Genomic DNA, 22410 nt, shown 5'->3' on the forward strand with positions numbered 1-22410 from the left:
ACACCGCTACGCCGCGTGCCGCTCCGCGCCGGCGCCGAAATGGTCGACATAGCGGGCGCTGATCTTCTCGACCGGCAGGACCACCAGCACGTCGGTAGTGCCGAACTGGTGGTCGACCACTGCGCCGTCGCCGAAAGTGGCGCCGAGGCGCAGATAGCCCTTGATCAGCGGGGGCAGGGCATGCAGCGCTCGCTTGACGTCGATGCCTTCCTTGGCGATGCGGTTCATCGAGACATAGCGCTCCGGCACGGCCTTGACGCGCCATTTGCCCTCGGCGGCAGCATGGTGGTGCAGGAAGGCGAGCGGCAGGGCAAGGCGGCTCGGGTCGGTGCCTTCGAGGCTGGCGCAACCTAGCATCACATCGATCTTGTGGTGCAGCACATAGGTCCAGATCCCGTGCCAGAGCAATTCCACCGTGCGCTTGTTGCGATAGGCCGGCAGCACGCAGGAACGGCCGAGCTCGAGGAAGCGGCGGCCGGGATGGGCGGCTATCAGCGGCTCGATGGCATATTCGCCGGCCGAATAGAAGCCGCCATGGCGCTCGGCCACGTCCTGGCGCAGCAGGCGATAGGTGCCGACCACGCGGCCGCCCGGCTTGCCCAGCTTGGTGGGAGCATCATGGTCGATCACCAGCAGATGATCGCAGAGCGTATCGTAATCGTCGCGGTCACGCCTGGAGATCAGGGACAGCGCGTCGGGAATGGCCGCCATCTCCTCGTAGAACACCTGATAGCGCAGCTTCTGCGCCTTCTTCACGTCCCTTGCGGTCTCAGCCAACCGCACTTCCAGGGAGCCGATGCGTCCGAGAGTCATCGGCAGACCGATATTCTCGATGCGACGCTGGCGCAAGGCGGGCTTCAGCCGGCGGCGCGGCGCCAAGGGCACGATGCCGGCCGGCAGCCTGCTGCCCCAGCCGCGCGGATTGATCATTGCAAACAAGCCTTTCGGCGTCGTCGTCGGCATCTTCAGCCCCTGCCCGAATCCCCATCGGAGCAGCATCATCACAGTTTTCGCACGGATTTGTGACAACAAGCCGCAGTATCGCGTTACCTGATCAGGCAGTCCTAGCCGCCGCCATGGCCCGGTCGATCGCCACCACGATCAGTCCTAGCACAAAGAAGCCTGCCAGGATGACGAGGCCATTGGCGAGGGCGCCGCCATAGCCGAGGACCGTGACGTCGGCGAAAGGGTAGAGATAGCGGCCGGTCAGGGCGCCGTAGAGCAGCGAATAGGCGACATAGAGCAGGGGGTAGAGCATCCATGCCAGCGGCGCGTGCCAGTGCAATCGTCCTTTCGGCACGAAGAGGAGCCAGTAGAGCACATACAAGACCGGCACGACGCGATGCAGCACGGTGTCGACGGCAAGCGTCAGGCCGCTCATCGGGCGCAGCCCGGTGAGAAGGGCGGCGAAGATCACGCCGACCACGAAGATATAGATGGCCACGGCTGCCCGGGTTCCCGGCCGGGTCAGCAAGCCGTCGCGTTCTCCCAGAAGGGCGCTGGCCCCGGATACGATCGCCACCAGCGTGTTGGTGAGCACGGTGAAGTAGCTGAAGACGAGGATAAGGCCCTCGAGCGCCCTGCCGCCCCGCGCCTGCACGGCCTCGATGCCCAGCAGCACCTGCAGCAGCACGGCGGCGCCCGCGATGAGCGCGATCATCGCTGCGAAGAGGCGCCCGAGCCCCGGATTGCCTGTCACGACGTACCTCGCTGTGGCTGCGATCGGCAGCTTAGCAATGGATCCGTCATCATGATACCGTCAAACGTCATTGCCGGGCCCGGATGGCGGAGCCGGCGAGTGCGCGATCGAGTGCTACCAGCGCGAGGCCGAGGCCGTAGAAGGCCAGAATGATGAGGGCGGCATTGGCGAGGGCGCGGGGATAACCGAGCACCGGCACGTTGGAGAACGGGTAGAGATAACGCCCCGTCAGCGCACCATAGATCAGCGAATAGACGACATAGAGCGCCGGAAAGGCGAGCCAAGCCAGCGGATCGCGCCAGGCCAACCGGCCCTTTGGCACGAAGATGAGCCAATAGAGCGTGAAGAGCACCGGCACCACCCGGTGCAGGGCGATGTCGACGGGGACGGCGAGGCCCGTCAACTGCCGCAACCCGGCGAGAAGCACGGCATAGATCACGCCGACGATGATGATGTAGACGGTGACGGCCGCCCGGGTCGAGGGCCGGGTCAGGAATCCATCGGCCTCTCCGCGCAGGGCGCAGGCGGTGGCGACGATGGCCAGGATCACATTGGCCTGCAGTGTGAAATAGCTGAACACGGTGACGAGGCCGTCGAGCGCCGTCCGACCCTGTGCCATCACGAAGGACGTTACGATCCAGGCACGCAGAACGACGGCGAGCCAGGCCGTGACGGCGATCAGCGCCGCAAAAAGGCGTCCGGCTGCCTGGCTGCCCGTCATGAATCACCTCGATCGCTGCTGCGGCTGGCAACCCAGTCTAAAGCATCGAGCCGAAAAGTGGACGCCGGTTTCGCGAGAACGATGCGGCCACAATAACTTACGGCCTCGGCCGAGGCCGGCAAACCCGCAGCGGTCAATAGGGATCGCTGCGTTCGAGGATCTCCTGGCCCATCAGCACGCAGTCGCCCGGGATCTGGGCGTAGATCAGGCGCATGCGATACTCGCCCTTGTAGATCGAGCCCTCGACCTCGATCACATCGAAACGCCCCTTGCCGACCAGGGCGCCGACGGTACCGATCGCCTTGACGCTATCGGCATCGACGCGGGCGCGGTCGTCATTGTCGGAATGGAAAGCCAGCAGCTTGGTGGCCTGCTTCACCGCGGCATCGGCGCAGCGGGGGCGGGGAGCGGCCAGGGAAGCGGTGGTGCCGGCGAGCAAGGCAAGGGAGGCGAGAAGGACGGGAATGCGCATGACATGTCTCGGGTGAACATCGGCTGGGTGGTCTGCAGATAGCGGCTTGGCGGCCGCGTCGCCAGCGTGCCGATCAATCCACCCGGCTGCTGACATCCACGATCTCCTGGCCCAGCATGGTGCAGCGGCCCTGCGCATAAAGAATACGCACGCGATACCGCGCGCGATTGACGAAGCCGACCGCCTCGATCACATCGAGGCGGTCACCGATCTCGGGGCGCTTGATCGGTGGCAGCACGCGGATCGGCAGTTCGCTCAAAAGAGCGTAATCGAGCGAAGTCCCGTAGTTGAAGGCGATCAAGGCTTTTGCCCTGCGTCCGGCATCTCCCATGCAGGGATGCTCCGCCGCCATCGCCAGGCCTGACGAGAAAGCTGGCGAGAAAGAAAGGGCAGCAGCGAGAAGCAAAAAGGGAAGAGCGCAAGAGGATCACCTTTGAAGGAGTGGCGGATGCCATCGATAATCCGTCATTCTGCCGCTGATGGTGCGCTTTCGCTCACGCCAGCACCGTCGCCCTGTCCGTCCGCGCCCGGTAGCTCAGCGCCTCGGCGATGTGGATCCGGCCGACATCGGCCTCGCCGTCGAGATCGGCCAGGGTGCGCGAAACGCGCAGCACGCGGTGGAAACCGCGGGCGGACAGGCGCATGGCCTCCGAGGCATCGCGCAACAGCTTGGTGGCCGCGGCATCGGGACGAGCGACCTCCTCGACCACATTGACCGGCACGCTGGCATTGGTCGAGCTGTCGGGCAGGCCGAGCGTGCGGTAGCGCCGGGCGGCGCGGTCCCGGGCCTCGGCGACGCGGGCCGCCACTTCGGCCGACCCCTCGGCGGGCGGCGGCAGGATGAGGTCTGCGGCCGAGACGGCGGGCACCTCGACGACGATGTCGATGCGGTCGAGCAGCGGGCCGGAAATGCGGGCCTGGTAGTCGGCGGCGCAGCGCTCCACCGGCCCGCGCCGGCAGGCGAAGCCGGGATCGTTGGCCTTGCCGCAGCGGCAGGGGTTCATCGCCGCGACGAGCTGGATCCGCGCGGGATAGGCGACGCGGGCATTCGCCCTGGCGATCACGGCCTCGCCCGATTCCAGCGGCTGGCGCAGGGCATCGAGGGTCTGCGGCGCGAATTCCGGCATCTCGTCGAGGAAGAGCACGCCGTGATGGGAGAGCGAGACTTCGCCCGGCCGGGCATGGATGCCGCCGCCGATGAGCGCCGCCATCGAGGCTGAATGATGGGGCGCGCGGAAGGGGCGCCGGCTGGTGAGTTCGCCGCCGGCGAGCTGGCCAGCCACCGAATGGATCATCGAGATTTCCAGGAGCTCGGCCGGCACCAGGGGCGGCAGGATCGAGGGCAGCCTTGCCGCCAGCATCGACTTGCCGGAACCCGCCGGACCGATCATCAAGAGATTATGCGCGCCGGCGGCCGCCACTTCCAGGGCGCGCTTGGCGGTCTCCTGGCCCTTGATGTCCCTGAGATCGGGCAGGGTGGCCGGCGCCGCGGCGATACGCGGCTGCGGGCGGGAGAGCAACTGCGTGCCCTTGAAATGATTGACCAGCTGGATCAGGGAGCGCGGGGCGAGAATGTCCATCTCGGGACTGGCCCAGGCCGCTTCCGGCCCGCAGGCGGCCGGGCAGATCAGGCCGAGCCCGCGGCCATTGGCGGCGACGGCCGATGGCAGCACGCCGGCGACCTTGGTGATGGTGCCGTCGAGGCCGAGCTCGCCCAGCACGCAGTAGCCCTCCAGCGCATCATGCGGAATGGCGCCGATGGCGGCCATCACCCCGAGCGCGATGGGCAGGTCGAAATGCGAGCCTTCCTTGGGCAGGTCGGCCGGGGCGAGATTGACGGTGATGCGCTTGGCCGGCAGGGCCAGGCCGGCGGCGGTCAGGGCGGCGCGCACCCTTTCGCGCGCTTCCGATACCGCCTTGTCGGGCAGGCCGACGATGGTGAACACCACCGAACCGGTCATGATCTGGACCTGCACGTCGACCTGGCGCGCTTCCACGCCCTCGAATGCCACCGTCGCGACGCGCGATACCATCTCGTTTCCCCGTCAGCCTGCCCAACGATAGCGAGGAAGCGCGGCATCGCCAAGCAAAATGAGAACAAAACGTGACTATCGGTGCTCGACAGTTCGGTGAGCACCGAAACATTCGGCTGCGGTTCCAGCTAGGCAGGAGGGCATGAACAGCCTCGATGAGAACGGGAACGCGATGGCCGGCATGGCGAACATGGCAAACCAACCGGTGTTGCTTCTGGCGCTTTCTGCCCTTTGGGGAGCGTCCTACGCCTTTATCAAGGTCGGCGTCGAAACCATTCCACCGGTCACGTTGATCGCCGCCAGGACCCTGATTGCAGGAGCCATTCTCGTCGCCGTCCTCCGGCTGCGCGGGCTGGGATTGCCGGCGGATCGGCGGATATGGGAGCGCTTCGCTCTTCAGGCCTGCCTCAACAGCGTCGTGCCTTTCACCCTGATCGCCTGGGCCGAACAGACGACCGATGCGGGCCTTGCGACGATCCTGAATTCCACCTCGCCAATCTTCGCCTTCCTGCTGACGGCGGCGCTCACCCGCCACGAAGCCGTCACCGGCCGCAAGCTGTTCGGCGTTGCGGCAGGGCTGATCGGAACCTGCCTGATCGTCGGCGTGGAGGCGCTCGGCGGCTTCGGGCATGAAATGGGCGCGCAGCTCGCCATCGTCGCCGCCACGCTCTGCTATGCCGGCGCCGCGATCTTCAGCAAGTCCTTCAGGGGGCTCGATCCGATGATACCGGCCGCCGGCTCGCTGGTCTCAGGCGCGATGGTCCTGGTGCCGGCCAGTCTCATCGTCGATCGCCCCTGGACCTTGGCTCCCAGTGCCACTTCCGTGCTGGCTCTCCTTGCGCTTTCTGTTTTCTCGACGGCGCTGGCTTTCGTGATCTATTTCCGGCTCGTGCAAACGCTCGGTTCCGTCGGCACGACCGCACAGGCTTATCTTCGGGTGCCGATCGGTGTTGCGATCGGCGTCCTGTTTCTTGGAGAAACGTTATCCTCGACGGCTTGGGTGGGCCTGGCCTGTGTGGTCGTCGGTGTCGTCGCCATGACGATGCCAGCCCGAAAGCTCGGATGATAAGCCTCGCCTTGGCTCTTCAAGCCCATGCGATTCGAGGAATAGTGAGTCTGTCTCTCATAACCTATCGGTTATGTCTGGCGGCCAACATACTATTTGTAGCGATTTCCGCCCTCTGCAACATTCCCCCAAGCTCTACATCCTCTGCCGCCAAACAGGCCATGAGGAAAAACAAAAGAGACAGATTGGGGAGGCGCGCATGAAATTGTCATATGCCCTTGCGGTTATCGGAGCCTTGCTGTTGTCGGCCCTGGCGGCCCGCCCGCTCGCGGCAGCTCCGACTTCCTCGATGGAGCTCAGGACCGGTCCCCAGGGGTCAGCCTTCTGGGACGACGTGCCCACCGAGGTGCCGGCCGGCGCCAAGCGCGGTGACATCTATTGGGTGCAGCAACGTTTCGACGCTCCAAAGGGCGCCAAGGCCTGGAACGTCGTCTATGTGACGGAAGGGGCCGACGGCAAGCTTACCTATGTGTCCGGCGAGATCTACCTGCCCGCCGCCTCCAGGAAGCAGCCTGGGCACCTCGTGCTCTGGAACCACGAAACGGCCGGCATGCAGGATAGCTGCGCGCCCTCCCGGCGCAGCCTCGTCGACAAATGGGGCATTCGCATCCCCGCCCTGGAGCAGATGCTGGACAAGGGCTTCGTGGTCGTCGCGAGCGACTACCAGGGGCTGGGCACGCCCGGCTCCACGGCCTATCTCAACGGCGCTGCCCAGGCCAAGGCCTCCCTGGACGCGGTGCGCCTTGCCCAGACGTTTCCCGGCGCGGATGCCGGGCCGCGCTTCGTCGAATATGGCTGGTCGCAAGGCGGGCAGACATCGCTCTGGCTTGCCCATCTCCAGCAGGCCTATGCCCCCGAGCTCGAATTGCTCGGCGCGGGGGAAATCGCCCCGGCTTCCCGGCACTGGGATCTGACCGAATACGACCTGACCACGACAGTCACGGGTGGCTATTATATCTCCCGCATGGTCGGCCTGCGGGTCGGCCATCCCGAACTCGCGCTGCGGGATGTGCTGTCGACCGACGGACTGGAAATGCTCGAACATCTGAGCGCGGGCTGCTGGGCGATCGCGGAGAAGACGGAGGGGAAGCCGACCACGCTCTTCGCGAATCGCGATGGCCTGCAGCCGGGCAAGCCCTGGCGCCAATGGCTGGAAGCGAACGATGCCTTCCTGCCGGTCAGGAACGTGCCGTTCGTCTTCTTCCAGGGGGACAAGGACATTGCCGTGCCCGTCGAGCTCAACCGCAAGGTTGCCCGGGATCTTTGCCAGCAGGGCGTGACAGTCGACTACCGCGAGAGCAAGGGCCTCGACCACGAAAACATCGTGCCCGTCGCTGTCGCGGCCCTTCCCAACTGGTTCGCCGATCGCTTCAAGGGCGTTCCGGCACAAAGTGCCTGCGCCGGGATACCATGAGGCCGGTACGCGGAATGCCGCCCCTGGCCGTCCCATATCTGCTCGAAAACCAGGAGATCGCAGACCGGGCTCATCGAGTGAGTCGATAGCACTGGCTCGCCTGCCGATCTCTTGCGCTGAACCGGTGTCCCCGATGGCGACGCGCGAAACGCTTCAGCGTTTCATTCCCTGCAACAACGAGGACAGTCCCGGCTCCTCGACGACGAGGGCCGCATCGGCCGGCAGGACCCAGCGCACCTGGCGCTGGCCGATCTCCTTCCAGGTCGGCAAGGTCGCATTCACATGCAGAGGGTAGACGCAGACCTCGACAAGATCGAAGTGCTCAGCCTGGCGTTTCCAATAGATGAAGCTGCCGCAGGGTTTTTCGCCTACGGTCCCGACCAGCCCGGCCTCCTGCTCTGCCTCGATTCGTGCGGCTTCCCAATCGTTGCGCCCCTTCATCGGCCATCCTTTCGGGATCGACCAACGGCTGGTCTCGCGCGTGGTGATCAAGCACACTTCCAGGCGCCCGTCCCGTTCGCGCACGGGAAGGGCGCCCACTTGATGCCGCATATCAGGCTGGCGTTTCTTTTTGTCCTTCTTGGTCATTGTCCTGACACTATAGCGCAAAAGAGCACATATTATGTCAGATATTCGACCTTGATTGTTGTTTTGGCAACATGTGACGACCAAAAAGCAGTCTGCCGGTCACAATGCCCAAATGGTGCGGTTTTCGCTCTGTACGAAAGCCGCAGCGCGATGCCGCAAGGTACCAGCCATCTTTCCCGGCGGCCTGCAGAAGGAGGATCTGCCAATGGATCCCAAGGAGGAATGGCTCCGCTATAGCGGCTGGGACGCCAGCGAGCAGGACCGTCGGCTGCGCGACGGGATCGCCTCGCTTTTCGACCTGGAGAAGCCCACGCCGAGGCAGCAGCAGCTGTTGCATATGGCGAGCTTGCGGCTGACGCTGCAGGACCTGCCGTCCGCCGCCTATCCAGGGCAGGAAGCCGAGCTTCGTGCCCTGGCGGAGATCGAGTTCCAGGACCAGGCTTGATCGGCCCGTCCCGGCCCTCTGCCATTCGGCCGGGACCGGCCGCAGTTGGACACATCGGGGCGACTGCCTTTGCCGAACAGGATCGGCCGGATAGGGTACGGCGAGGAGCCTCGATTCGACCGAAAGCGAGCTATTTATGTCCATGAATATCCGGATCGCCCTGCCGGAGGATGCCGGTTCGATGGCCCGACTCATCAACGAGATCATCGCGATCGGTGGAACCACGGCGCATCGCCGGCCCTTCGACGCGCACCGCATCCGCACCGAATTCATCGTCGTCCCACGCGGAATCTGCTGTTTCGTGGCGGTGGAGAATAGGCAGATCCTGGGTTTCCAGGCTCTCGAATGGTGCGATCCGGACTGGCCCGGCGAGGATCGGCTGCCGGCGGACTGGGCGGTCATCGCGACCTATGTGGCGCCGGCGGTGCATGGCAGGGGCATCGGCCGTGCCTTGTTCCGGGAGACGGCGGGAGCCGCCAAGGCGGCGGGCGTGCGCTTCATCGACGCCACCATCCGCAAGGAGAACGGAGGCGGCCAGGCCTTTTACGCCGGCATTGGCTTTGTCGACTATCGCATTGGGGCCGAAAGCATTTCAAAGCGTTTTGCGCCCAGCTGACGCCTGGCACCGCTACCCGGCTAGAGCGTTTTCCAGAAAAGTTGATAGACTTTTCGATTAAGAAAACGCGTTAGAACAAAAAGTTAGAGAGAAAGTGCGATTCAACGAAATCGCACTTTGCTCTAGACGGCGCTGATGCTTGCGGAACAGGGGACGCCTGCTGTCGCAAAAGCCGGTTTGCCGGCGAGGGTCAGGCCGTTTCCGCCGCCGCCGCCATGTTCAGCGGAGGTCCATCATAGTGGGCGCGGGGGCGGATCAGGCTGCCCCGGGCCGTCTGCTCGAGCATATGGGCGATCCAGCCGACAGAGCGAGCCAAAGCGAAGAGCGTGAAGGGCGCACTCGCCGGCAGGCCATGGCGGTCGGCCAGGGCCGCGAGGGCGAAATCGACATTCGGCGGCTCGTCGCTATGTTCTGCCACGGCTTCGCGGATGCCCTCATAGATCTCGCTGCAGGCAAAGCAGGCCAGCAGGGCGGTCGCCCGGGGATCCCCGTCGGGATAGAGCGGATGGCCGAAGGCGGGCAGGCGATGGCCGCGGGAGAGCCAGTCATGCACGGCGCGGCGAGCGCCGACGCGACGGGCGGTCTCGGCCAGGGCCTGCACGCTCACCGCGGCCGTGCCATGCAGCGGGCCGGCGAGGGTGCCCAGCCCCGCCAGCAGGCCGGCGGCCAGCGGAGCGCCCGTCGATGCGGCCGTGCGGGCAGCGAAGGTCGAGGCATTCAACTCGTGATCGGCCAGCAAGACCAGGGCGCGCCGGATGAGATCGGCGGCATCGGGCGCCTGCCAGGCCAGTGCCGCCTGTTGGTGTAACGGCAAGGCACCATCGGAACCGCCGCCGAGCATGGCGGCTGCCATGGTGCCGACCAGCCCCGCCGCTTCCCGGCAGAGCACGGCATGGGAGCGCCCGCCCGTAGGGAAGTCGTGGCTGGCCCGCCGCGCCAAAGCGAGCAGGGCGGCTTCGAAGGGATTGGTCGGGATCGGCGTGCCCTTGACGGTCGGCGGGAAGGCGAGGTCGACCTTGCCGACCTGCCAGAGCAGCCGCGCGATCTCCTCGAGGCCTGCCTGCTCCGACAGGCGGACGGTGTCTTCGCCGCGATACCACAGGCGGCCATCGGCGATGGTGGAAAGGCCGGAGGCCAGTACGGGCTCGCCGAAGGAGATGGTTTGCGCGGCGACATCGGCCACACTGCGCCGCCCGGCATGGCGCCCTGCCAGCCTCTTGACGTCCTCGCCATGATAGAGGCTGCGCCGTACGTCCTGCGGATGCGGCCTGGTCCGGATCCTGCCGCGGCTGACATTGGCGTAGAGCGTCTGCGGCTGGACCTTGAGCAGGGCGAGGGCTACTTCGGAAGTGATCCAGGGCATCGGTGCAACCGGACGGATATGTTGACGATTTCAATCAAGATTGACGTCAATGCTAAAGCGTCAGCATGCTTGCCGCAATACGGGTTTTATTGAGGAGATTGCGATGAACAATGGATTGGACGATGTCATTGCCACCGAGACCGTGATGTCGGATGTGGACGGCCTCGCCGGCCGGCTCGTCATTCGCGGCCATTCGCTCGACGATTTGGCCGGCCATGTCGGTTATGAGGAACTGGTCGGCATCCTGCTCGACGGCTTCTTCGAGGATCTGCCCGGCCCGAAGGAATTGGCGCCTCGCCTTGGCATGGCTCGCCGAGAGGTCTTCGAGACGCTGGTCTCCGAAGGCCGGCTGGATGCAAATCTGCCGGCCACCGAAGCCCTGCGCGCTGCCATGGCTCGGCTGGGGGACGGCGAGGATCTTGCCCTGGCGCTTCGGCTGATCGCCGCGCCGGCGGTGCTCACCCCGGCCATCATCCGGCAGCGGCGGGGCGAGGCGGCGGTCGCACCGGACCCGACGGCCGGTCATGCCGCCGACATGTTGCGCATGCTGCATGGGGCCGTGCCACGGCCGGAGGCCGCCGCCGCCCTCGATACTTATCTGGTCACGGTCAGCGACCACGGCCTCAATGCCTCGACCTTCACCGCCCGGGTGGTCGCCTCCACGCAGGCCGGCCTGACCTCCGCGGTGCTGGCGGCGCTGAGCGCGCTGAAGGGGCCGCTGCATGGCGGGGCGCCGGGCCCGGTCCTCGACATGCTCGACGGCGTTGCCGCTGCGCAGACGGCCGAGGCCTGGCTGGAAGCGGCGCTCGATCGGGGTGACAGGTTGATGGGCTTCGGCCATCGCGTCTACCGCGTGCGCGACCCCAGGGCCGAGGCCCTCAAGCGGGCCGTCACGGCGTTGTTCGGTCCGGGCAGGAACGACACGGGCCGCCTCGCTCTGGCCGAGCATGTGGAAGCGGCTGCGACCAGCATTCTCGCCCGCCGCAAGCCGGACCGCTCGCTGCAGATCAATGTCGAGTTCTACACGGCCTTGCTGCTCGAAGCCCTCGGCTTCCCGCGCGAGAGCTTCACCAGCGTCTTTGCCACCGGGCGGGTGGTGGGCTGGGTCGGCCATGCCCGCGAGCAGGTGCTCTATGGCCGGCTGATCCGGCCGCAGTCCCGCTATGTCGGCCCGCGGCCGGACCAGGCCGCCTGAAACGCACGAAAGCGGGCTCCGGCGACGGAGCCCGCTTTCGAAGCTTTGCTTGACTTCAGGCTGTCGCCGTCGTCAGGCGTGAGCGTACGCCCGCCAGGATGAGCAGGACGGCCAGCAGGAGAACCAGGCCTGCCGCGACGAACACGCCGCTCGCGCCGCTGACGTCGAAGATCGTGCCGCCGCCGGCGGCGCCGAGAGCGATGGCGAGCTGGATCACCGCCACGATCAACGCCGTGCCGCTTTCGGTTTCGTCCGGCACTGCGCGGGTGATCCAGGCCGTCCAGGCCACCGGCACGGCGCCGAAGGCGAGGCCCCACAGGGCGATCAGCACGGCATCCACCGCCGGCGCGCTGCCGAGCCCGGCAAGCACAAGGCCGAGCACGCCCATCGCCAGCGGCATCGCGGCCAGGGTCAGCCGGAGGCTGCGCTCCAGGAGGAAGCCGCCGAGGAAGGTGCCGAGGAAATTGGCGATGCCGAAGCCGAGCAGGATGGCCGACATCGTGCTGATGCCGACCCCCGTCACCGTTTCCAGGAAGGGCCGGATATAGGTGAAGAAGGCGAAATGGCCGGTGAACACCAGGGTGACCGCGATCATGCCGAGGCCGATCTGCGGCCGCATCAGCACTTCCCACAGCGTCCTCAGCCGGGCATGCCCGCGCGGCTCCAGGCGCGGCACGGTGGTGAACTGCACCACCAGAGCGAGGGCGCCAAGGCCGGCCGCCATCAGGAAGACGGCGCGCCAGCCGGCGATGTCGCCGACATAGCTGCCGACGGGAGCGGCGAAGACGGTCGCGGCCGAGACGCCGCTGAACAGGATCGACAGGGCGCGCGGCACCAGCGCCTCCGGCACCAGGCGCATCACCGTGGCGGCGGACATGGTCCAGAAGCCGCCGAGGGCGATCCCGAGCAGCACCCGTCCAGCGATCAGGGCCGGCAGGCTCGAAGCGGAGGCGACCAGCAGGTTGGAGGCGATCAGCAGGATCGAAAAGGCCAGCAGGACGAGACGACGGTCGAGGCGCCGGGTCACCGTCGCCACGAGCAGGCTGGTGATCAGGGCCACCGTGGCGGTTGCGGTGACGGCCTGCCCGGCCACGCCTTCGGTGACGCCGAGATCGCGCGCCATCGGCGTCAGCAGGCTGGCGGGCAGGAATTCCGCCGTGACCAGGCCGAAGACGCCCAGCATCATGGAGACCACGGCACCCCACAGGGCGTTCTGCGATCCTGGTGCTGATGTCGCGGGTGCGGCGGGATTATCCCTGAAAGCCCGATTCGGGCCGCGATCCGGTTCGATCGCGTCAAGCGTCGAGGCGCTCTGCAACGCTTCGCTCATCTGTCATGTCCTGTCGAAGTGACCTGGAGCAAAACGCGTTCAGGCGGAACGCGTTTTGCTCCAACGGGTTGGGTTGGCGCGTTTTTGCAATTCCAAAGCGTCTTGTGATTTGAATGGATCACTTCAAATCGCAAAGACGCGTCGGAACAAGGAGTTAGAGCAAATGAGCGTTCACGCTTGAACGCGCTTTGCTCTAGGTGTCCCGCCAAATCGCAAAACGCTATTGCGTTGCAGCAACATAGGGTGGACATCTCGGACGATCCATGTCATTAAATCCGGAATGCTTTACCATTCGTCCGGACTTGAGCGCGTGCGTCGTGACAACCCGCCGGCTGACCTGATGAGCGAACTGCTCCTCGGGATGCGGCTGAATGGCGTGCAATATCGGCGCCTGCATGCTGCACCCCCTTTCGGCGTGCATTTCGGCACGGTCGAAGGACGGGCCCAGTTCCATTTCGTCGCCTGCGGCACGGTCTATCTGCGCATGGCCGGCGGGGCGGTACACGCTCTCGGGCCCGGCGATGCCGTGCTGCTGCCGCGGGGCGGGGAACACTGTCTCGTTTCCGCACCGGACCTGCCGAGCCAGGATGTCGGCGCCTATGAGGCGGTCCCGCTCTGCAAGAGCGTCAGCGCCGTTTCGGCCTGCGCCGAGGAGACCTGCCCGAGCCAGCATGCGCATGTCTTCAGCGGCTGCATGGAGTTCGATCTCGGCGGCATGCATCCGCTGGTCGCCCAGATGCCGGAGGTGATGCTGGTCGGCACGCTCCTGGAGCGCCAGCCGGAAATCGAGCCGATGTTGCGGGCGATGGAACGCGAGGTGCTGACGGAGCGGGTCGGCTCGGCGGGCATCCTGGCGCGGCTGGCCGATGTGGTATCGGCTTCCATCGTGCGCGGCTGGGTGGAATGCGGCTGCGGGGAGACGGCTGGCTGGCTGGACGCGCTGCGTGACCCACGTCTGAGCCGCGCCATCGGCGCCATGCATCGTGACCCCGGCCGGGACTGGACGGTGGCGGAACTGGCGCAGGAAATGGGAGCCTCGCGTTCTGTCTTTGCCGAGCGCTTCCTGGCGGTGACCGGCCAGACGCCTCTGCGCTATGTCACCGAGCTGCGCATGCGCCTGGCGGCCGAATGGATCGGACGCGACCATATGTCGATCGATACCGCCGCCCAGCGTCTCGGCTATGCCTCGCAGGCTGCCTTCAGCCGCGCCTTCAAGCGCGTGACAGGCAGGCCGCCGGGGGCGTTGCGCACGGAGGGGCCTCTCGCGCGGGCGTAAGCGCAGGCAGCCGCGCAGAGAGGCGCGACCAGCCTCCCCGGCTTCGTCGTGATATATCAGCGGGGCCCGGAAGCATCGCTTCCTTGCACCCGTTCGGCCCGGTTGCCGGCCTGCTGGAAGTGTGTCAGAAATTTGGCACAGAGGACGTCGCCCCACAGAAGGGAGCCTCATGCCGGCTGATGAGCCTGTTGTCGCCTGGTTGAACCGTCGCAAGCACGTTGCGGCCGTTTGGAGTGCGGCAAGGGCGCCTGAGACAAACGCTCATTTTACGTCTCGCCGGTTTTCCTTCGCCGATATCGCATGGGACGATGGTGCGCTCTTCGAGTCCCGCGCTTCGCCTCTTCGGCCCTACAGGCCCTCCAATAACGGCAAACCCTGCAGAGAATGGGATCCCCACCATGAGTGGACGTGAGAAGCTGCGCAGCCTCAGCGACATCTATCGTTTCCTGCGCATGAACGAGACGCCGATCTATGTCGTCACGCCGACGCCCTTCAACCTGCTCGGGCTCGACGAGTGGGTGGGCGGCCTGGAATTCATCAATTACTTCGACATTTTCGACGGCAGGCACCCTCGGGTCTTCGTGCCGCCGCGCACCGGGCCGGTCGAATTCAAGTCGATGGAGGATGTCGCCAACTATCTGGTGGCGCATCCCGCCTTCCGGGCCCGCATCCGCAAGAAGCCGCGCGGCAAGGCCATTTTCGTGATGTTCGACGAGGAGACCGAGGAGCTTTGCGCCGAGGCCGGCGTCGATGTCGCCCTGCCCAAGGCCGCCTTGCGCACGCGGCTGGATTCCAAGATCGAGACGACGCGGCTCGGCAATGAGGCCGGGGTGGCCAGCGCGCCCAACACCATGGGCCTCGCCTCGACCTATCAGGAGCTCGAAGCCCTCGCCGCCGCCGCGGGGCTCGGCAGCGACCTCGTGGTGCAGACGCCTTACGGGGATAGCGGGCGCACCACCTTCTTCGTCAAGAGCCAGGCCGACTGGGACAAATACGCCGCCAAGATCATCGGCCAGGAACTGAAGGTGATGAAGCGCATCAATCACCTTCCGGGTACCATCGAGGGCTGCTGCACCCGCCACGGCACACTGGTCGGCCCGGTGATGACCGACATCACCGGCTTTGCCGAGATCACGCCCTATAAGGGCGGCTGGTGCGGCAATGACGTCTCGCCCACCATCCTGCCGGGCGATGCGCCGGACCGGGTGCGCGAAATGGCGCGCAAGCTCGGCGACCGTCTCTACGAGGAGGGCTATCGCGGCGTGTTCTGCTGCGATTTCCTGCTCGATACCGACACGCACGAGGTCTATCTGGGCGAACTCAATCCGCGTGTCTCCGGCGCCTCGCCGCCGACCAATCTGATCACCACCATCTATGGCGGCTGCCCGCTTTTCTTGTTCCATCTGCTCGAATTCCTCGATGTCGACTATGACCTCGATATCGAGGCGGTACAGAACCGCTGGAAGGAATATGACCACTGGACTCAGCTCATCCTCAAGCAGACCGAGGACAAGGTGGAGCTGCTCACGCGTGTGCCGCAATCGGGCATCTGGCGCATGAACGATCGCGGCGAGATCGCCTATCAGCGCTCCGCCCTCGATTTGACCAGCGTCGGTGACGAGAACGAGGCTTTCTACATGCGCGTGTACGGCGTGGGAGAATATTGCTACCATGGCGCCGACATGGGCTGTCTGCTGGCGCGAGGCCGGATGCAATCGGACAGCCGCGAACTGCTGGCGCGTGCCAAGAAATGGAACGCCGGCATCAAGGCGCAATTCGAGTCGGTTCCCCTGTCCGCGATGACGGCCATCGTGCCGCCGGTGGACATGGCCTCGGCCAAATGGATTTGAGGGGTTTGACCAGATTGGTTGCAAGAACTCGACCTTTGTCATTGCGGGGCTTGACCCGGCAATCCAGCCTTACCGAGCATCGAAGACGGGGCCGCTGGATGCCCGAGACAGGCCCGGGCATGACAATCCGGGCTATTTTTAACTCGCCCAGAGCTTCGAGGCAGGCTTTGACGGCATGAGTGGACAAAAATGAACGTAGGGTTCCGCAGCTTGCGGGAACAAGGCCCGGGACCGGCCTGGAACGCGGTGTTCCAGGCCGGCTGGCCGGGGTGGCGACAATGGTTTCTGGAACGGGGCGGCGCGCAGGCGCCCAGCCTCACCGATGCGACACGCGCCGTGCGGCGCTTCATGCCGGAAATGGAGGGGCTGTGGTCCGGACTGGTGGCGGCGGTGCCGTCGGACGAGGATGTCGCCCGCTTCCTGAGCTTCTGGACTCCGCCGCGCTATCTCGTGAATTGCAGCCAGGCCGTGTTGGTCGATGCTGAAGGCCCCATCCTGGTGCGCAACTACGATCTGGCGCCGGAGCTGAACGAGGGCACGCTGCTTCGCTCGCGCTGGCGCAGCCGGGACGTCATCGGCATGGTGGACGGCCTGTCCGGCCTCGCCGACGGCATGAACGATGCCGGCCTCGTGGTCTCGCTCACCTTTGGCGGGCGTGCAGTGGCGGGCCGGGGATTCGGCGCGCCCATGATCGTGCGCTATCTCCTGGAGGTCTGCTCCGATACCTATCAGGCCGTGGAGGCGCTGCGCTCGGTTCCCTGCCACATGGCCTATAATGTCACGGTGCTCGACCGCCAGGGGCGCTCTGAAACGGTCTATCTCTCGCCCGACCGGCCGGCGATCGTCTCCGGCAAGGCTTTCACCACCAATCACCAGCTCGGCGTCGAATGGCCGAGGCATGGCCGCCTCTCGCGTACGGTGCAGCGGGCCGAGGCCCTGGAGCGAATTCTGGCCGATCCCGGACTCGACGGCGCCGGCCTGGCCGCCGCCTTCCTGACCCCGCCCTTGCTGGCGACCAGCTACGCGCAGGGCTTCGGCACCGTCTACACGGCCTGCTACCGCCCGGCCGCCGGCGCCGTCACCCTGCTCTGGCCCGGCCAGGCCGCAAGGCACTGGACCTTCCAGGACTACGGCCAGATCGAGTTCCAGGTCAGCTATCCGGATTGATCGCTTGCTTCGAAGCCAGCATTTTCACCCTCCCCTGGAGGGGGAGGGTCGACGCGTAGCGTCGGGGTGGGGTGATATCTTCATAAGAAAGAACCTCTTTCATCGTCGCAGCCTGCGCCCTTTCACCCCACCCCGGCCTTTCAGGCCGACCCTCCCCCTCCAGGGGAGGGTGAAGAAGCCTATCGTGCCGGTTGCAGCATCGTCTCCAGGTCGGGCAGTTCGCTATGATGGACGAGGAGCACGCCGAGCTTGCGGGCGAGCTGCTCGGCCGAGTTGGTGAAATCCCGGTTGGAGACCACCACGGCGTAATCGGCGTCGACATAGCCGGCGGCGGCATGGGCTTCCTGCACGGCCTTGTTGCCCACGGGGTTGCCGAAATAGAGTTTGCATTGCAGGGCGACGGTCATTTGGTCGCGCTGCGCCAGGATGTCGATGCCCTGATCGCCCGACTGCCCCGTCACCTCCGCCTCCCAGCCGGCCTTGCGCAGGAGATCGGCGCACAGATGCTCGTAATCCTGCGGCGTGATTTCCTCCATCGCTTCCGGGATGCGCGCATCGGGCTGGGCCGAGGCCCATTTGCTCACCATGCGGGTGGCCAGGGCGTCGAAACGGGCGATGTCCTTCTCATCGAGCGAGAGCTTGGTCGACTCGCGAAAGCGCACCAGCTCGTCGTGCCATTTGTCGAATTCCTCGGCACCATAGGCGTTGACCCGCACGAGCTGGCGATAGCGCTTGGTCAGGGCCTGGTCGTGCCGGCGGATCAGGCGGCGCCATTCGGGGCTGTCGCCGCCGACGGGCAGCAGGCCGAGCCGGGTCGCCAGCCAGACCAGCACGAGGGCGGCAAAGGCAAGGCCGGCGGCGATGCCCGTCAGGCGGTCGAGACGCGCAAGATTCATCGCGACGATGAAGACGATCGCGAATTTGGTCAGGTTGACCCATGTCGACGCGCGAAATATGCCGAATCCCCGAAACATGGGCTGGTTCTAGCGCAAAGTTCTTGCCAAGAGGTTGGATGGGGCCGGTAATGAACGGCAAAACGGATATGGGAATGGCCATGACCGAGATCGAAACGCTCAGCGCCCGCATCGACGCGCTGGAGACACGTGTGGCCTTCCAGGACGAGACCATCGAGGATCTCAACCAAGCCATCATTGCGCAATGGAAGCAGATCGAGGCGCTGAACCGGTTGCTCGTCCAGCTCCAGGATCGCGTCGAGATCGGCGAGCAACGGGCCGATCTCGCCGGGTTGCCCGAACCGCCGCCGCCGCACTATTGAGGATCGAGACAATCATGCCGGAACCGACCGTGACCGAAGATCCGCAATCCTCCGCCCCGATATCGCTGGCTCAAGCGGCCCGCCTTCTGGGCGTGGAAGCCAAGCCGCTCGCCAATGTCGCGCGCCAGCACGGCTTCTTCACCGCCATGGGCCGGGAGGTCTTCTTCACGCAGGAGCAGCTCAAGCAGGTGAAGGCGCTGCTGAAGGACAAGGCACGGGCGGAGAAGAGGGCCGATTCGCGCAAGCGCAAGCCAGTCTCGACTTTTGGCGTGCATGAGAGCTCCGAATTGCGCAAGCAGCGCCGTCGCACCAAGAAACGCCAGGCCAAGAAGGAAGAGTAGGGTCCCTGGGACCGCCGGCTTCCAGCCGGCTCTTCCTCTCCTGCAAACGCTCTGTTTCCAAGAGCCGGCTGGAGCGTTTTGCGATTTGGTGGAATCACCAAGAATCGCAAAGACGCGTCGAACCAAAGAGTTAGAGCAAACAAGCGTTCACACTTGAACGCGCTTTGCTCTAGAAGCCGACGATCCCAGGATCATCCCAGATTCGACCGGCTGCCCTCCAGCGCCGCCACGGTCAGCGGGTTCTCTCCCCTCACGCCGAAATGCCGTCGCTTGCCCAGCACCTGCTCGACGATGGCGCGGGTATAGAGGCCCGGGCCGCTCGAATAGATGCGCCAGCCGCCGTCGACATCGACGGTCCCGGCCCTGACCCGGCCCCATTCGGCGCTGGCGACATAGCGGTCGGGGAAGGCGGCGTCGGAGGAAGAGAAATAGGTGTTGCGCTGGCGCAGCGAGGCATTGGGCAGGCGCTGCGTCACCGCGATCGGGTTGATCAAGGCCAGGCCATCCCAGACCTTCTTCGCCTCGCCATGCTTGGCCAGGGCCTCGCAATAGCGCAGATGGGCGTGCACATACATCAGGCCGATCTCGCGCCCGAAGAAGGACGAGGATTCGGCGCGGCGGAACAGCTTTTCCGGGCCGCCATTGTAGACGACGGGCCGATCCATCAGATGGGCGCCGTCCGGCAGCAACAGATGTTCCTCGATCAGCTTGAGGTGGTGGCGGGCTTGGGTCTGCGTGAACAGGCCGCCGATGATGGGTTGCGTCATCGAGATCAGCGAATAGGACAGGCCCGTCCTGGTGTCGCTGGGATGCAGCAGCAGTTCGACGCCGCCCTTCTTCGCATCGACCGGGGCTGTGTCGGTCTCGCCGGGAGCCGCCTCCGCCGCGCCGAAGATCTCCGGGTCGAACAGGCCATAGCCGGCCACCACGCCGTCGCGGATCAGGTGCTGGTTGAAATCGCCGCGCATCCGGGCGGCGAGGTCGGAGAGCTCGGCGCTGCGGGCCGTTTCGCCGCGGCGCTTGAGGATGGCCGAATAGCGCACGATCTGCTCGTAGAGCAGCGCCACCGTCCAGCTCGACACCATCCAGTCGCGCAGATGCGGATCGGCGGGCTGGAGCGAATCGTTCCAGTCGCCCTCGCCATAGCGCACCAGGTGCGTGCCCGGGATGAAGCTCGCCGTAACCGTCTCCAGAAGCTTGTCGACATGGGCAGCGAGCGTCGACCGCGTCGCGGTCGCTGCATTCTTGTCGTCGCGCCAGGGCGCCTGCGCCTCGAGCACGGCGAGATCGCCGGTGGCCTCGACATAGTCGCACAGCGCCTTCAGCGGCCAGACGATGACGTCGCCATGGCTGTCGCCGGCCCGGATATAGGGATAGGGGTCGAGCATGAACCATTGCGGCCAGTCACCGCGCGACTGCGACTGTTCGCCGAAGAGGGTGAGGAGAATGTGGCGCACCTCGGCATCGTGCTCGAGGGCGAGCATCAGCTCGATCGGGCCCTGGCAGACGTCGCGGGTGCCCCAGGCGGCGCCGGTATATTGCTCCAGGCCGTGCGGCACGGTGAGATGCATCATGGCGTCATGGGCGAGCCAGGGCAGCATCAGATCCTGGGCCTCGACATCGGGGCCGCTGCCTTTCAGACGCAGATCGCGGGTGAGCAGGCTCCAGAATTGGTGCGCCGGGGCGAGCAGACTCTCGGCATCCGAGCCGGCGGCAAAGCGCGCAGCCAGCTGTTCTCCCTCGGCGGTCGATGTCATCGAGCCGGTGACGGCGAAGACGAGTTCGTTGGTGGTGTGGGAGCGCAGGGCGACATAGGCGCCGCCGCGCGCCTTGCCGTCGACATAGAGGAGCTCGTCACCGCCCACGGTCTCGACCGCGGATGGCGTCGAGGTGACGAGGTGATAGGCTGCCTCTTTGTAGGTCTGCCCCCACAGCCAGTCCGGGCCGGGCGTGAGGCTGATGCGCTTGGCGGAGGCATTAATAGTAATGGTGCCCGTCTGTTCATAGTCGCGCTCGCCCATCACCACATGGCCGAACACCAGGAAGCGGCAGGGCGCGCCCTCGACGACGATGCGCCATTGCATGGCGGGCGCGTCGCCGGCGGCGACGGCATGTACGGTCACCGTGCGTCCGGGCAGGCGATAGATCCATTTGGCGTCGTTGAGCCCGATGTCGAAGGCGCTCGGCACGGCCAGCAGTTTCCAACCCTCGCCGGCGTCCATCAGGATGCGCAGCCCGCTGCCGCGCGTGATGTTGTAAGGGTCGCGCGAGACCGAGAACAGCTTGTGGAAGGAGGTGTTGCCGATGGTGAGCTGCGCCCCGAACACGCCATGCATCCAGGCGGTGGAACACAGGGTCGCATCGTCGAGCCGCATGCTGGTGCCGCTACGCAGAAGGGCGCCATGGCGGCGCGGCACCTGAGCTTCCTTGGCAGCGAGCACGACATGCCGATTCTGTTCGCCTTCGGGCACGAAGAAGGACAGCAATGTGCCGTTCTGGACTTCCTCCGCCAAGCGCTCGGGGTAGCGGGCCGCGACGTCTCCGGCTTCGAGCGGGAGCACCGCCAGCGGGGCGGCGTCCTGCACGAGGCTGCGGGCGGGCTCGGTTGGCGAGGGGGCATCCGTGCCGACTTCCCCGGCCTGGGCGGCCGCGGCGACGGCCGCGGGCAGGTCGGCCGGGCCGGAAGCGGCGCGATGATCGGGCGTGAACGACGCGAAGAAGGTGATATCGGCCTTCGCACCCTGCCCGACACTGACGGGGTTGGACTGCAGGGCGATGCAACCGACCTCGTGCTGGCGGCGCTGCGAAGGCAGCTCGGTGCCGAAGGCGGCGGCGAACACACCGGTCATGCGGTAATCCGGGCCGAGGACCTGGATCGCGTCGGTGGCGAAGGCCTTCGCCCCGCTGACGCAGCCCTGCACCAGCCAGGGGAACTTGCCGCCCTGCGACAGGTTCTGCCGGCTCATCAGCACCGGGCCGAGGGCCTCGTGCCGCTCGACATGGTGGTCGAGATATTGCGAGACATAGGCTTCGCTGTTCATCAGGAAGCCGCGGCTGCCAAGGCCGACATCCTGGATGAGGACGAGGTCGCAGGGCCGGGCCGGACCGGTGCCCGACAGTTCGGCCTGCCAGAACCACAGCGGTTCGCTGGGATGGAGGGCCAGCCTCACCCGATAGCCGATGCCGCCGGCCTCGCCTTGCCAGACCGCGCTGGAGCCGCCGGCCGCGAACCGGCCCTTGGCGCCGGGGCCGACCAGTTCCCGGACGAAGGGGTCTGGACCGCCGGCGCGCAGATAGAGCCGGCCGATGCCACCATGGATGGGCGATCCCAGCACCTGGTTGAGCGTGACCCGGTCCTTGCCGTCGTCATGCTCGATGGCGAAGACCGTGCCGTTTTCCACGAAGGAGACGCTGAGGCCGCCGCTGTTTCGAATGGTCCTGAGCTGGAGGTCCTTTTCGCGCGGGATCGAAAATTGGCGCGTGCTGCCATCCGCCATGGCCTGTCTCCTCAAGCTGGCCGGCCGATGCAGACACCTGCGAATCGCAGCGCCATCGGTC

Annotated in this window: 21 protein-coding genes; 10 read left to right on the top strand and 11 right to left on the bottom strand. The window is 65.9% G+C overall.

All coding sequences use genetic code 11. The features are described 5' to 3' along the window. Positions 1-6 precede the first annotated feature (6 nt). The 6 genes from ACTJKX_RS21450 to ACTJKX_RS21475 all read right to left on the bottom strand — a co-directional run bounded on the left by ACTJKX_RS21450 (position 7) and on the right by ACTJKX_RS21475 (position 4925). Positions 7-930: a GNAT family N-acetyltransferase gene (locus ACTJKX_RS21450; RefSeq protein WP_440726495.1), complete on the bottom strand. Its 924-nt coding sequence runs from the start codon at positions 928-930 to the stop codon at positions 7-9. A gap of 124 nt (positions 931-1054) precedes the next feature. Further along, positions 1055-1699 carry a Pr6Pr family membrane protein gene (locus ACTJKX_RS21455; RefSeq protein WP_440726442.1) on the bottom strand — a complete coding sequence of 215 codons (645 nt, stop codon included), beginning with the start codon at positions 1697-1699 and terminating at the stop codon, positions 1055-1057. A 67-nt stretch (positions 1700-1766) separates the two neighbouring features. Continuing rightward, complete coding sequence (locus ACTJKX_RS21460) at positions 1767-2420, bottom strand: Pr6Pr family membrane protein (RefSeq protein ID WP_440726443.1); 654 nt, start codon at positions 2418-2420, stop codon at positions 1767-1769. Between the two features lie 133 nt (positions 2421-2553). Further along, the gene (locus tag ACTJKX_RS21465) at positions 2554-2892 is read right to left on the bottom strand and encodes a hypothetical protein (RefSeq protein WP_068283622.1); all 339 of its coding nucleotides are present in this window, start codon (positions 2890-2892) and stop codon (positions 2554-2556) included. A gap of 73 nt (positions 2893-2965) precedes the next feature. Then, complete coding sequence (locus ACTJKX_RS21470; RefSeq protein WP_394313980.1) at positions 2966-3193, bottom strand: hypothetical protein; 228 nt, start codon at positions 3191-3193, stop codon at positions 2966-2968. Positions 3194-3386: 193 nt separating this feature from the next. Continuing rightward, positions 3387-4925 carry a YifB family Mg chelatase-like AAA ATPase gene (locus ACTJKX_RS21475; RefSeq protein ID WP_440726444.1) on the bottom strand — a complete coding sequence of 513 codons (1539 nt, stop codon included), beginning with the start codon at positions 4923-4925 and terminating at the stop codon, positions 3387-3389. Between the two features lie 142 nt (positions 4926-5067). Here ACTJKX_RS21475 and ACTJKX_RS21480 point away from each other — a divergent pair, with 142 nt between their 5' ends. Both ACTJKX_RS21480 and ACTJKX_RS21485 read left to right on the top strand, forming a co-directional pair. Continuing rightward, the gene (locus tag ACTJKX_RS21480) at positions 5068-5991 is read left to right on the top strand and encodes a DMT family transporter (protein WP_440726445.1); all 924 of its coding nucleotides are present in this window, start codon (positions 5068-5070) and stop codon (positions 5989-5991) included. Between the two features lie 199 nt (positions 5992-6190). Next, positions 6191-7405 (top strand): lipase family protein, encoded by a 1215-nt coding sequence (locus tag ACTJKX_RS21485; protein ID WP_440726446.1) that lies wholly within the window; start codon positions 6191-6193, stop codon positions 7403-7405. Between the two features lie 153 nt (positions 7406-7558). Here the strand turns inward: ACTJKX_RS21485 and ACTJKX_RS21490 are convergent, their stop codons facing one another. Continuing rightward, complete coding sequence (locus ACTJKX_RS21490) at positions 7559-7945, bottom strand: NUDIX hydrolase (RefSeq protein WP_367623591.1); 387 nt, start codon at positions 7943-7945, stop codon at positions 7559-7561. A 253-nt stretch (positions 7946-8198) separates the two neighbouring features. On the opposite strand from ACTJKX_RS21490, the gene ACTJKX_RS21495 reads away from it, so the two are divergent. Together ACTJKX_RS21495 and ACTJKX_RS21500 are read left to right on the top strand one after the other, a co-directional pair. Then, on the top strand, positions 8199-8438 hold the full coding sequence (locus ACTJKX_RS21495; protein WP_367623592.1) for a hypothetical protein: 240 nt from the start codon (positions 8199-8201) through the stop codon (positions 8436-8438). Positions 8439-8574: 136 nt separating this feature from the next. Next, positions 8575-9054: a GNAT family N-acetyltransferase gene (locus ACTJKX_RS21500; RefSeq protein ID WP_394313988.1), complete on the top strand. Its 480-nt coding sequence runs from the start codon at positions 8575-8577 to the stop codon at positions 9052-9054. A 190-nt stretch (positions 9055-9244) separates the two neighbouring features. Here ACTJKX_RS21500 and ACTJKX_RS21505 read toward each other — a convergent pair whose 3' ends face one another. Then, entirely contained in the window at positions 9245-10417 is a 1173-nt protein-coding gene (locus tag ACTJKX_RS21505) for a citrate synthase (protein WP_440726447.1), read from the bottom strand. A 103-nt stretch (positions 10418-10520) separates the two neighbouring features. Between ACTJKX_RS21505 and ACTJKX_RS21510 the strand changes: the two genes are divergently transcribed. Then, on the top strand, positions 10521-11612 hold the full coding sequence (locus ACTJKX_RS21510) for a citrate synthase/methylcitrate synthase (RefSeq protein ID WP_394313990.1): 1092 nt from the start codon (positions 10521-10523) through the stop codon (positions 11610-11612). Positions 11613-11667: 55 nt separating this feature from the next. On the opposite strand, the gene ACTJKX_RS21515 is transcribed toward ACTJKX_RS21510, so the two are convergent. Further along, on the bottom strand, positions 11668-12942 hold the full coding sequence (locus ACTJKX_RS21515) for an MFS transporter (RefSeq protein ID WP_440726448.1): 1275 nt from the start codon (positions 12940-12942) through the stop codon (positions 11668-11670). 280 nt (positions 12943-13222) lie between these two features. Between ACTJKX_RS21515 and ACTJKX_RS21520 the strand changes: the two genes are divergently transcribed. The 3 genes from ACTJKX_RS21520 to ACTJKX_RS21530 all read left to right on the top strand — a co-directional run bounded on the left by ACTJKX_RS21520 (position 13223) and on the right by ACTJKX_RS21530 (position 17235). Beyond that, positions 13223-14218, top strand: a complete 996-nt coding sequence (locus tag ACTJKX_RS21520; protein WP_394313994.1) for an AraC family transcriptional regulator — start codon at positions 13223-13225, stop codon at positions 14216-14218. Between the two features lie 398 nt (positions 14219-14616). Further along, the gene (locus ACTJKX_RS21525; RefSeq protein WP_394313995.1) at positions 14617-16068 is read left to right on the top strand and encodes a biotin carboxylase; all 1452 of its coding nucleotides are present in this window, start codon (positions 14617-14619) and stop codon (positions 16066-16068) included. 189 nt (positions 16069-16257) lie between these two features. Continuing rightward, the gene (locus ACTJKX_RS21530) at positions 16258-17235 is read left to right on the top strand and encodes a C45 family autoproteolytic acyltransferase/hydolase (protein ID WP_440726449.1); all 978 of its coding nucleotides are present in this window, start codon (positions 16258-16260) and stop codon (positions 17233-17235) included. Between the two features lie 179 nt (positions 17236-17414). Here the strand turns inward: ACTJKX_RS21530 and ACTJKX_RS21535 are convergent, their stop codons facing one another. Continuing rightward, complete coding sequence (locus tag ACTJKX_RS21535) at positions 17415-18209, bottom strand: restriction endonuclease (RefSeq protein ID WP_440726450.1); 795 nt, start codon at positions 18207-18209, stop codon at positions 17415-17417. 80 nt (positions 18210-18289) lie between these two features. On the opposite strand from ACTJKX_RS21535, the gene ACTJKX_RS21540 reads away from it, so the two are divergent. Together ACTJKX_RS21540 and ACTJKX_RS21545 are read left to right on the top strand one after the other, a co-directional pair. Continuing rightward, a complete protein-coding gene (locus tag ACTJKX_RS21540) occupies positions 18290-18511 on the top strand; it encodes a SlyX family protein (protein WP_068283664.1) in 222 nt (73 codons plus the stop codon). 14 nt (positions 18512-18525) lie between these two features. Then, complete coding sequence (locus ACTJKX_RS21545) at positions 18526-18852, top strand: hypothetical protein (protein WP_394314000.1); 327 nt, start codon at positions 18526-18528, stop codon at positions 18850-18852. Between the two features lie 191 nt (positions 18853-19043). On the opposite strand, the gene ACTJKX_RS21550 is transcribed toward ACTJKX_RS21545, so the two are convergent. After that, positions 19044-22349, bottom strand: coding sequence for a GH36-type glycosyl hydrolase domain-containing protein (locus ACTJKX_RS21550; protein WP_440726451.1), 3306 nt, complete (start codon positions 22347-22349; stop codon positions 19044-19046). Between the last annotated feature and the right edge of the window lie 61 nt (positions 22350-22410).

This window comes from Labrys sp. 22185 (assembly GCF_052045555.1).
In the GTDB taxonomy this organism is placed as follows: domain Bacteria; phylum Pseudomonadota; class Alphaproteobacteria; order Rhizobiales; family Labraceae; genus Labrys; species Labrys neptuniae.

Bases quoted from the DNA above. Each gene is read 5' to 3' on its own strand.
- ACTJKX_RS21460 (WP_440726443.1), bottom strand. From the start codon at position 2,420: ATGACGGGCAGCCAGGCAGCCGGACGCCTTTTTGCGGCGCTGATCGCC.
- ACTJKX_RS21515 (WP_440726448.1), bottom strand. From the start codon at position 12,942: ATGAGCGAAGCGTTGCAGAGCGCCTCGACGCTTGACGCGATCGAACCG.
- ACTJKX_RS21530 (WP_440726449.1), top strand. From the start codon at position 16,258: ATGAACGTAGGGTTCCGCAGCTTGCGGGAACAAGGCCCGGGACCGGCC.
- ACTJKX_RS21535 (WP_440726450.1), bottom strand. From the start codon at position 18,209: ATGTTTCGGGGATTCGGCATATTTCGCGCGTCGACATGGGTCAACCTG.
- ACTJKX_RS21495 (WP_367623592.1), top strand. From the start codon at position 8,199: ATGGATCCCAAGGAGGAATGGCTCCGCTATAGCGGCTGGGACGCCAGC.
- ACTJKX_RS21520 (WP_394313994.1), top strand. From the start codon at position 13,223: ATGCTTTACCATTCGTCCGGACTTGAGCGCGTGCGTCGTGACAACCCG.
- ACTJKX_RS21485 (WP_440726446.1), top strand. From the start codon at position 6,191: ATGAAATTGTCATATGCCCTTGCGGTTATCGGAGCCTTGCTGTTGTCG.
- ACTJKX_RS21540 (WP_068283664.1), top strand. From the start codon at position 18,290: ATGACCGAGATCGAAACGCTCAGCGCCCGCATCGACGCGCTGGAGACA.
- ACTJKX_RS21505 (WP_440726447.1), bottom strand. From the start codon at position 10,417: ATGCCCTGGATCACTTCCGAAGTAGCCCTCGCCCTGCTCAAGGTCCAG.
- ACTJKX_RS21475 (WP_440726444.1), bottom strand. From the start codon at position 4,925: ATGGTATCGCGCGTCGCGACGGTGGCATTCGAGGGCGTGGAAGCGCGC.
- ACTJKX_RS21550 (WP_440726451.1), bottom strand. From the start codon at position 22,349: ATGGCGGATGGCAGCACGCGCCAATTTTCGATCCCGCGCGAAAAGGAC.
- ACTJKX_RS21465 (WP_068283622.1), bottom strand. From the start codon at position 2,892: ATGCGCATTCCCGTCCTTCTCGCCTCCCTTGCCTTGCTCGCCGGCACC.
- ACTJKX_RS21450 (WP_440726495.1), bottom strand. From the start codon at position 930: ATGATCAATCCGCGCGGCTGGGGCAGCAGGCTGCCGGCCGGCATCGTG.
- ACTJKX_RS21510 (WP_394313990.1), top strand. From the start codon at position 10,521: ATGAACAATGGATTGGACGATGTCATTGCCACCGAGACCGTGATGTCG.
- ACTJKX_RS21545 (WP_394314000.1), top strand. From the start codon at position 18,526: ATGCCGGAACCGACCGTGACCGAAGATCCGCAATCCTCCGCCCCGATA.
- ACTJKX_RS21500 (WP_394313988.1), top strand. From the start codon at position 8,575: ATGTCCATGAATATCCGGATCGCCCTGCCGGAGGATGCCGGTTCGATG.
- ACTJKX_RS21525 (WP_394313995.1), top strand. From the start codon at position 14,617: ATGAGTGGACGTGAGAAGCTGCGCAGCCTCAGCGACATCTATCGTTTC.
- ACTJKX_RS21480 (WP_440726445.1), top strand. From the start codon at position 5,068: ATGAACAGCCTCGATGAGAACGGGAACGCGATGGCCGGCATGGCGAAC.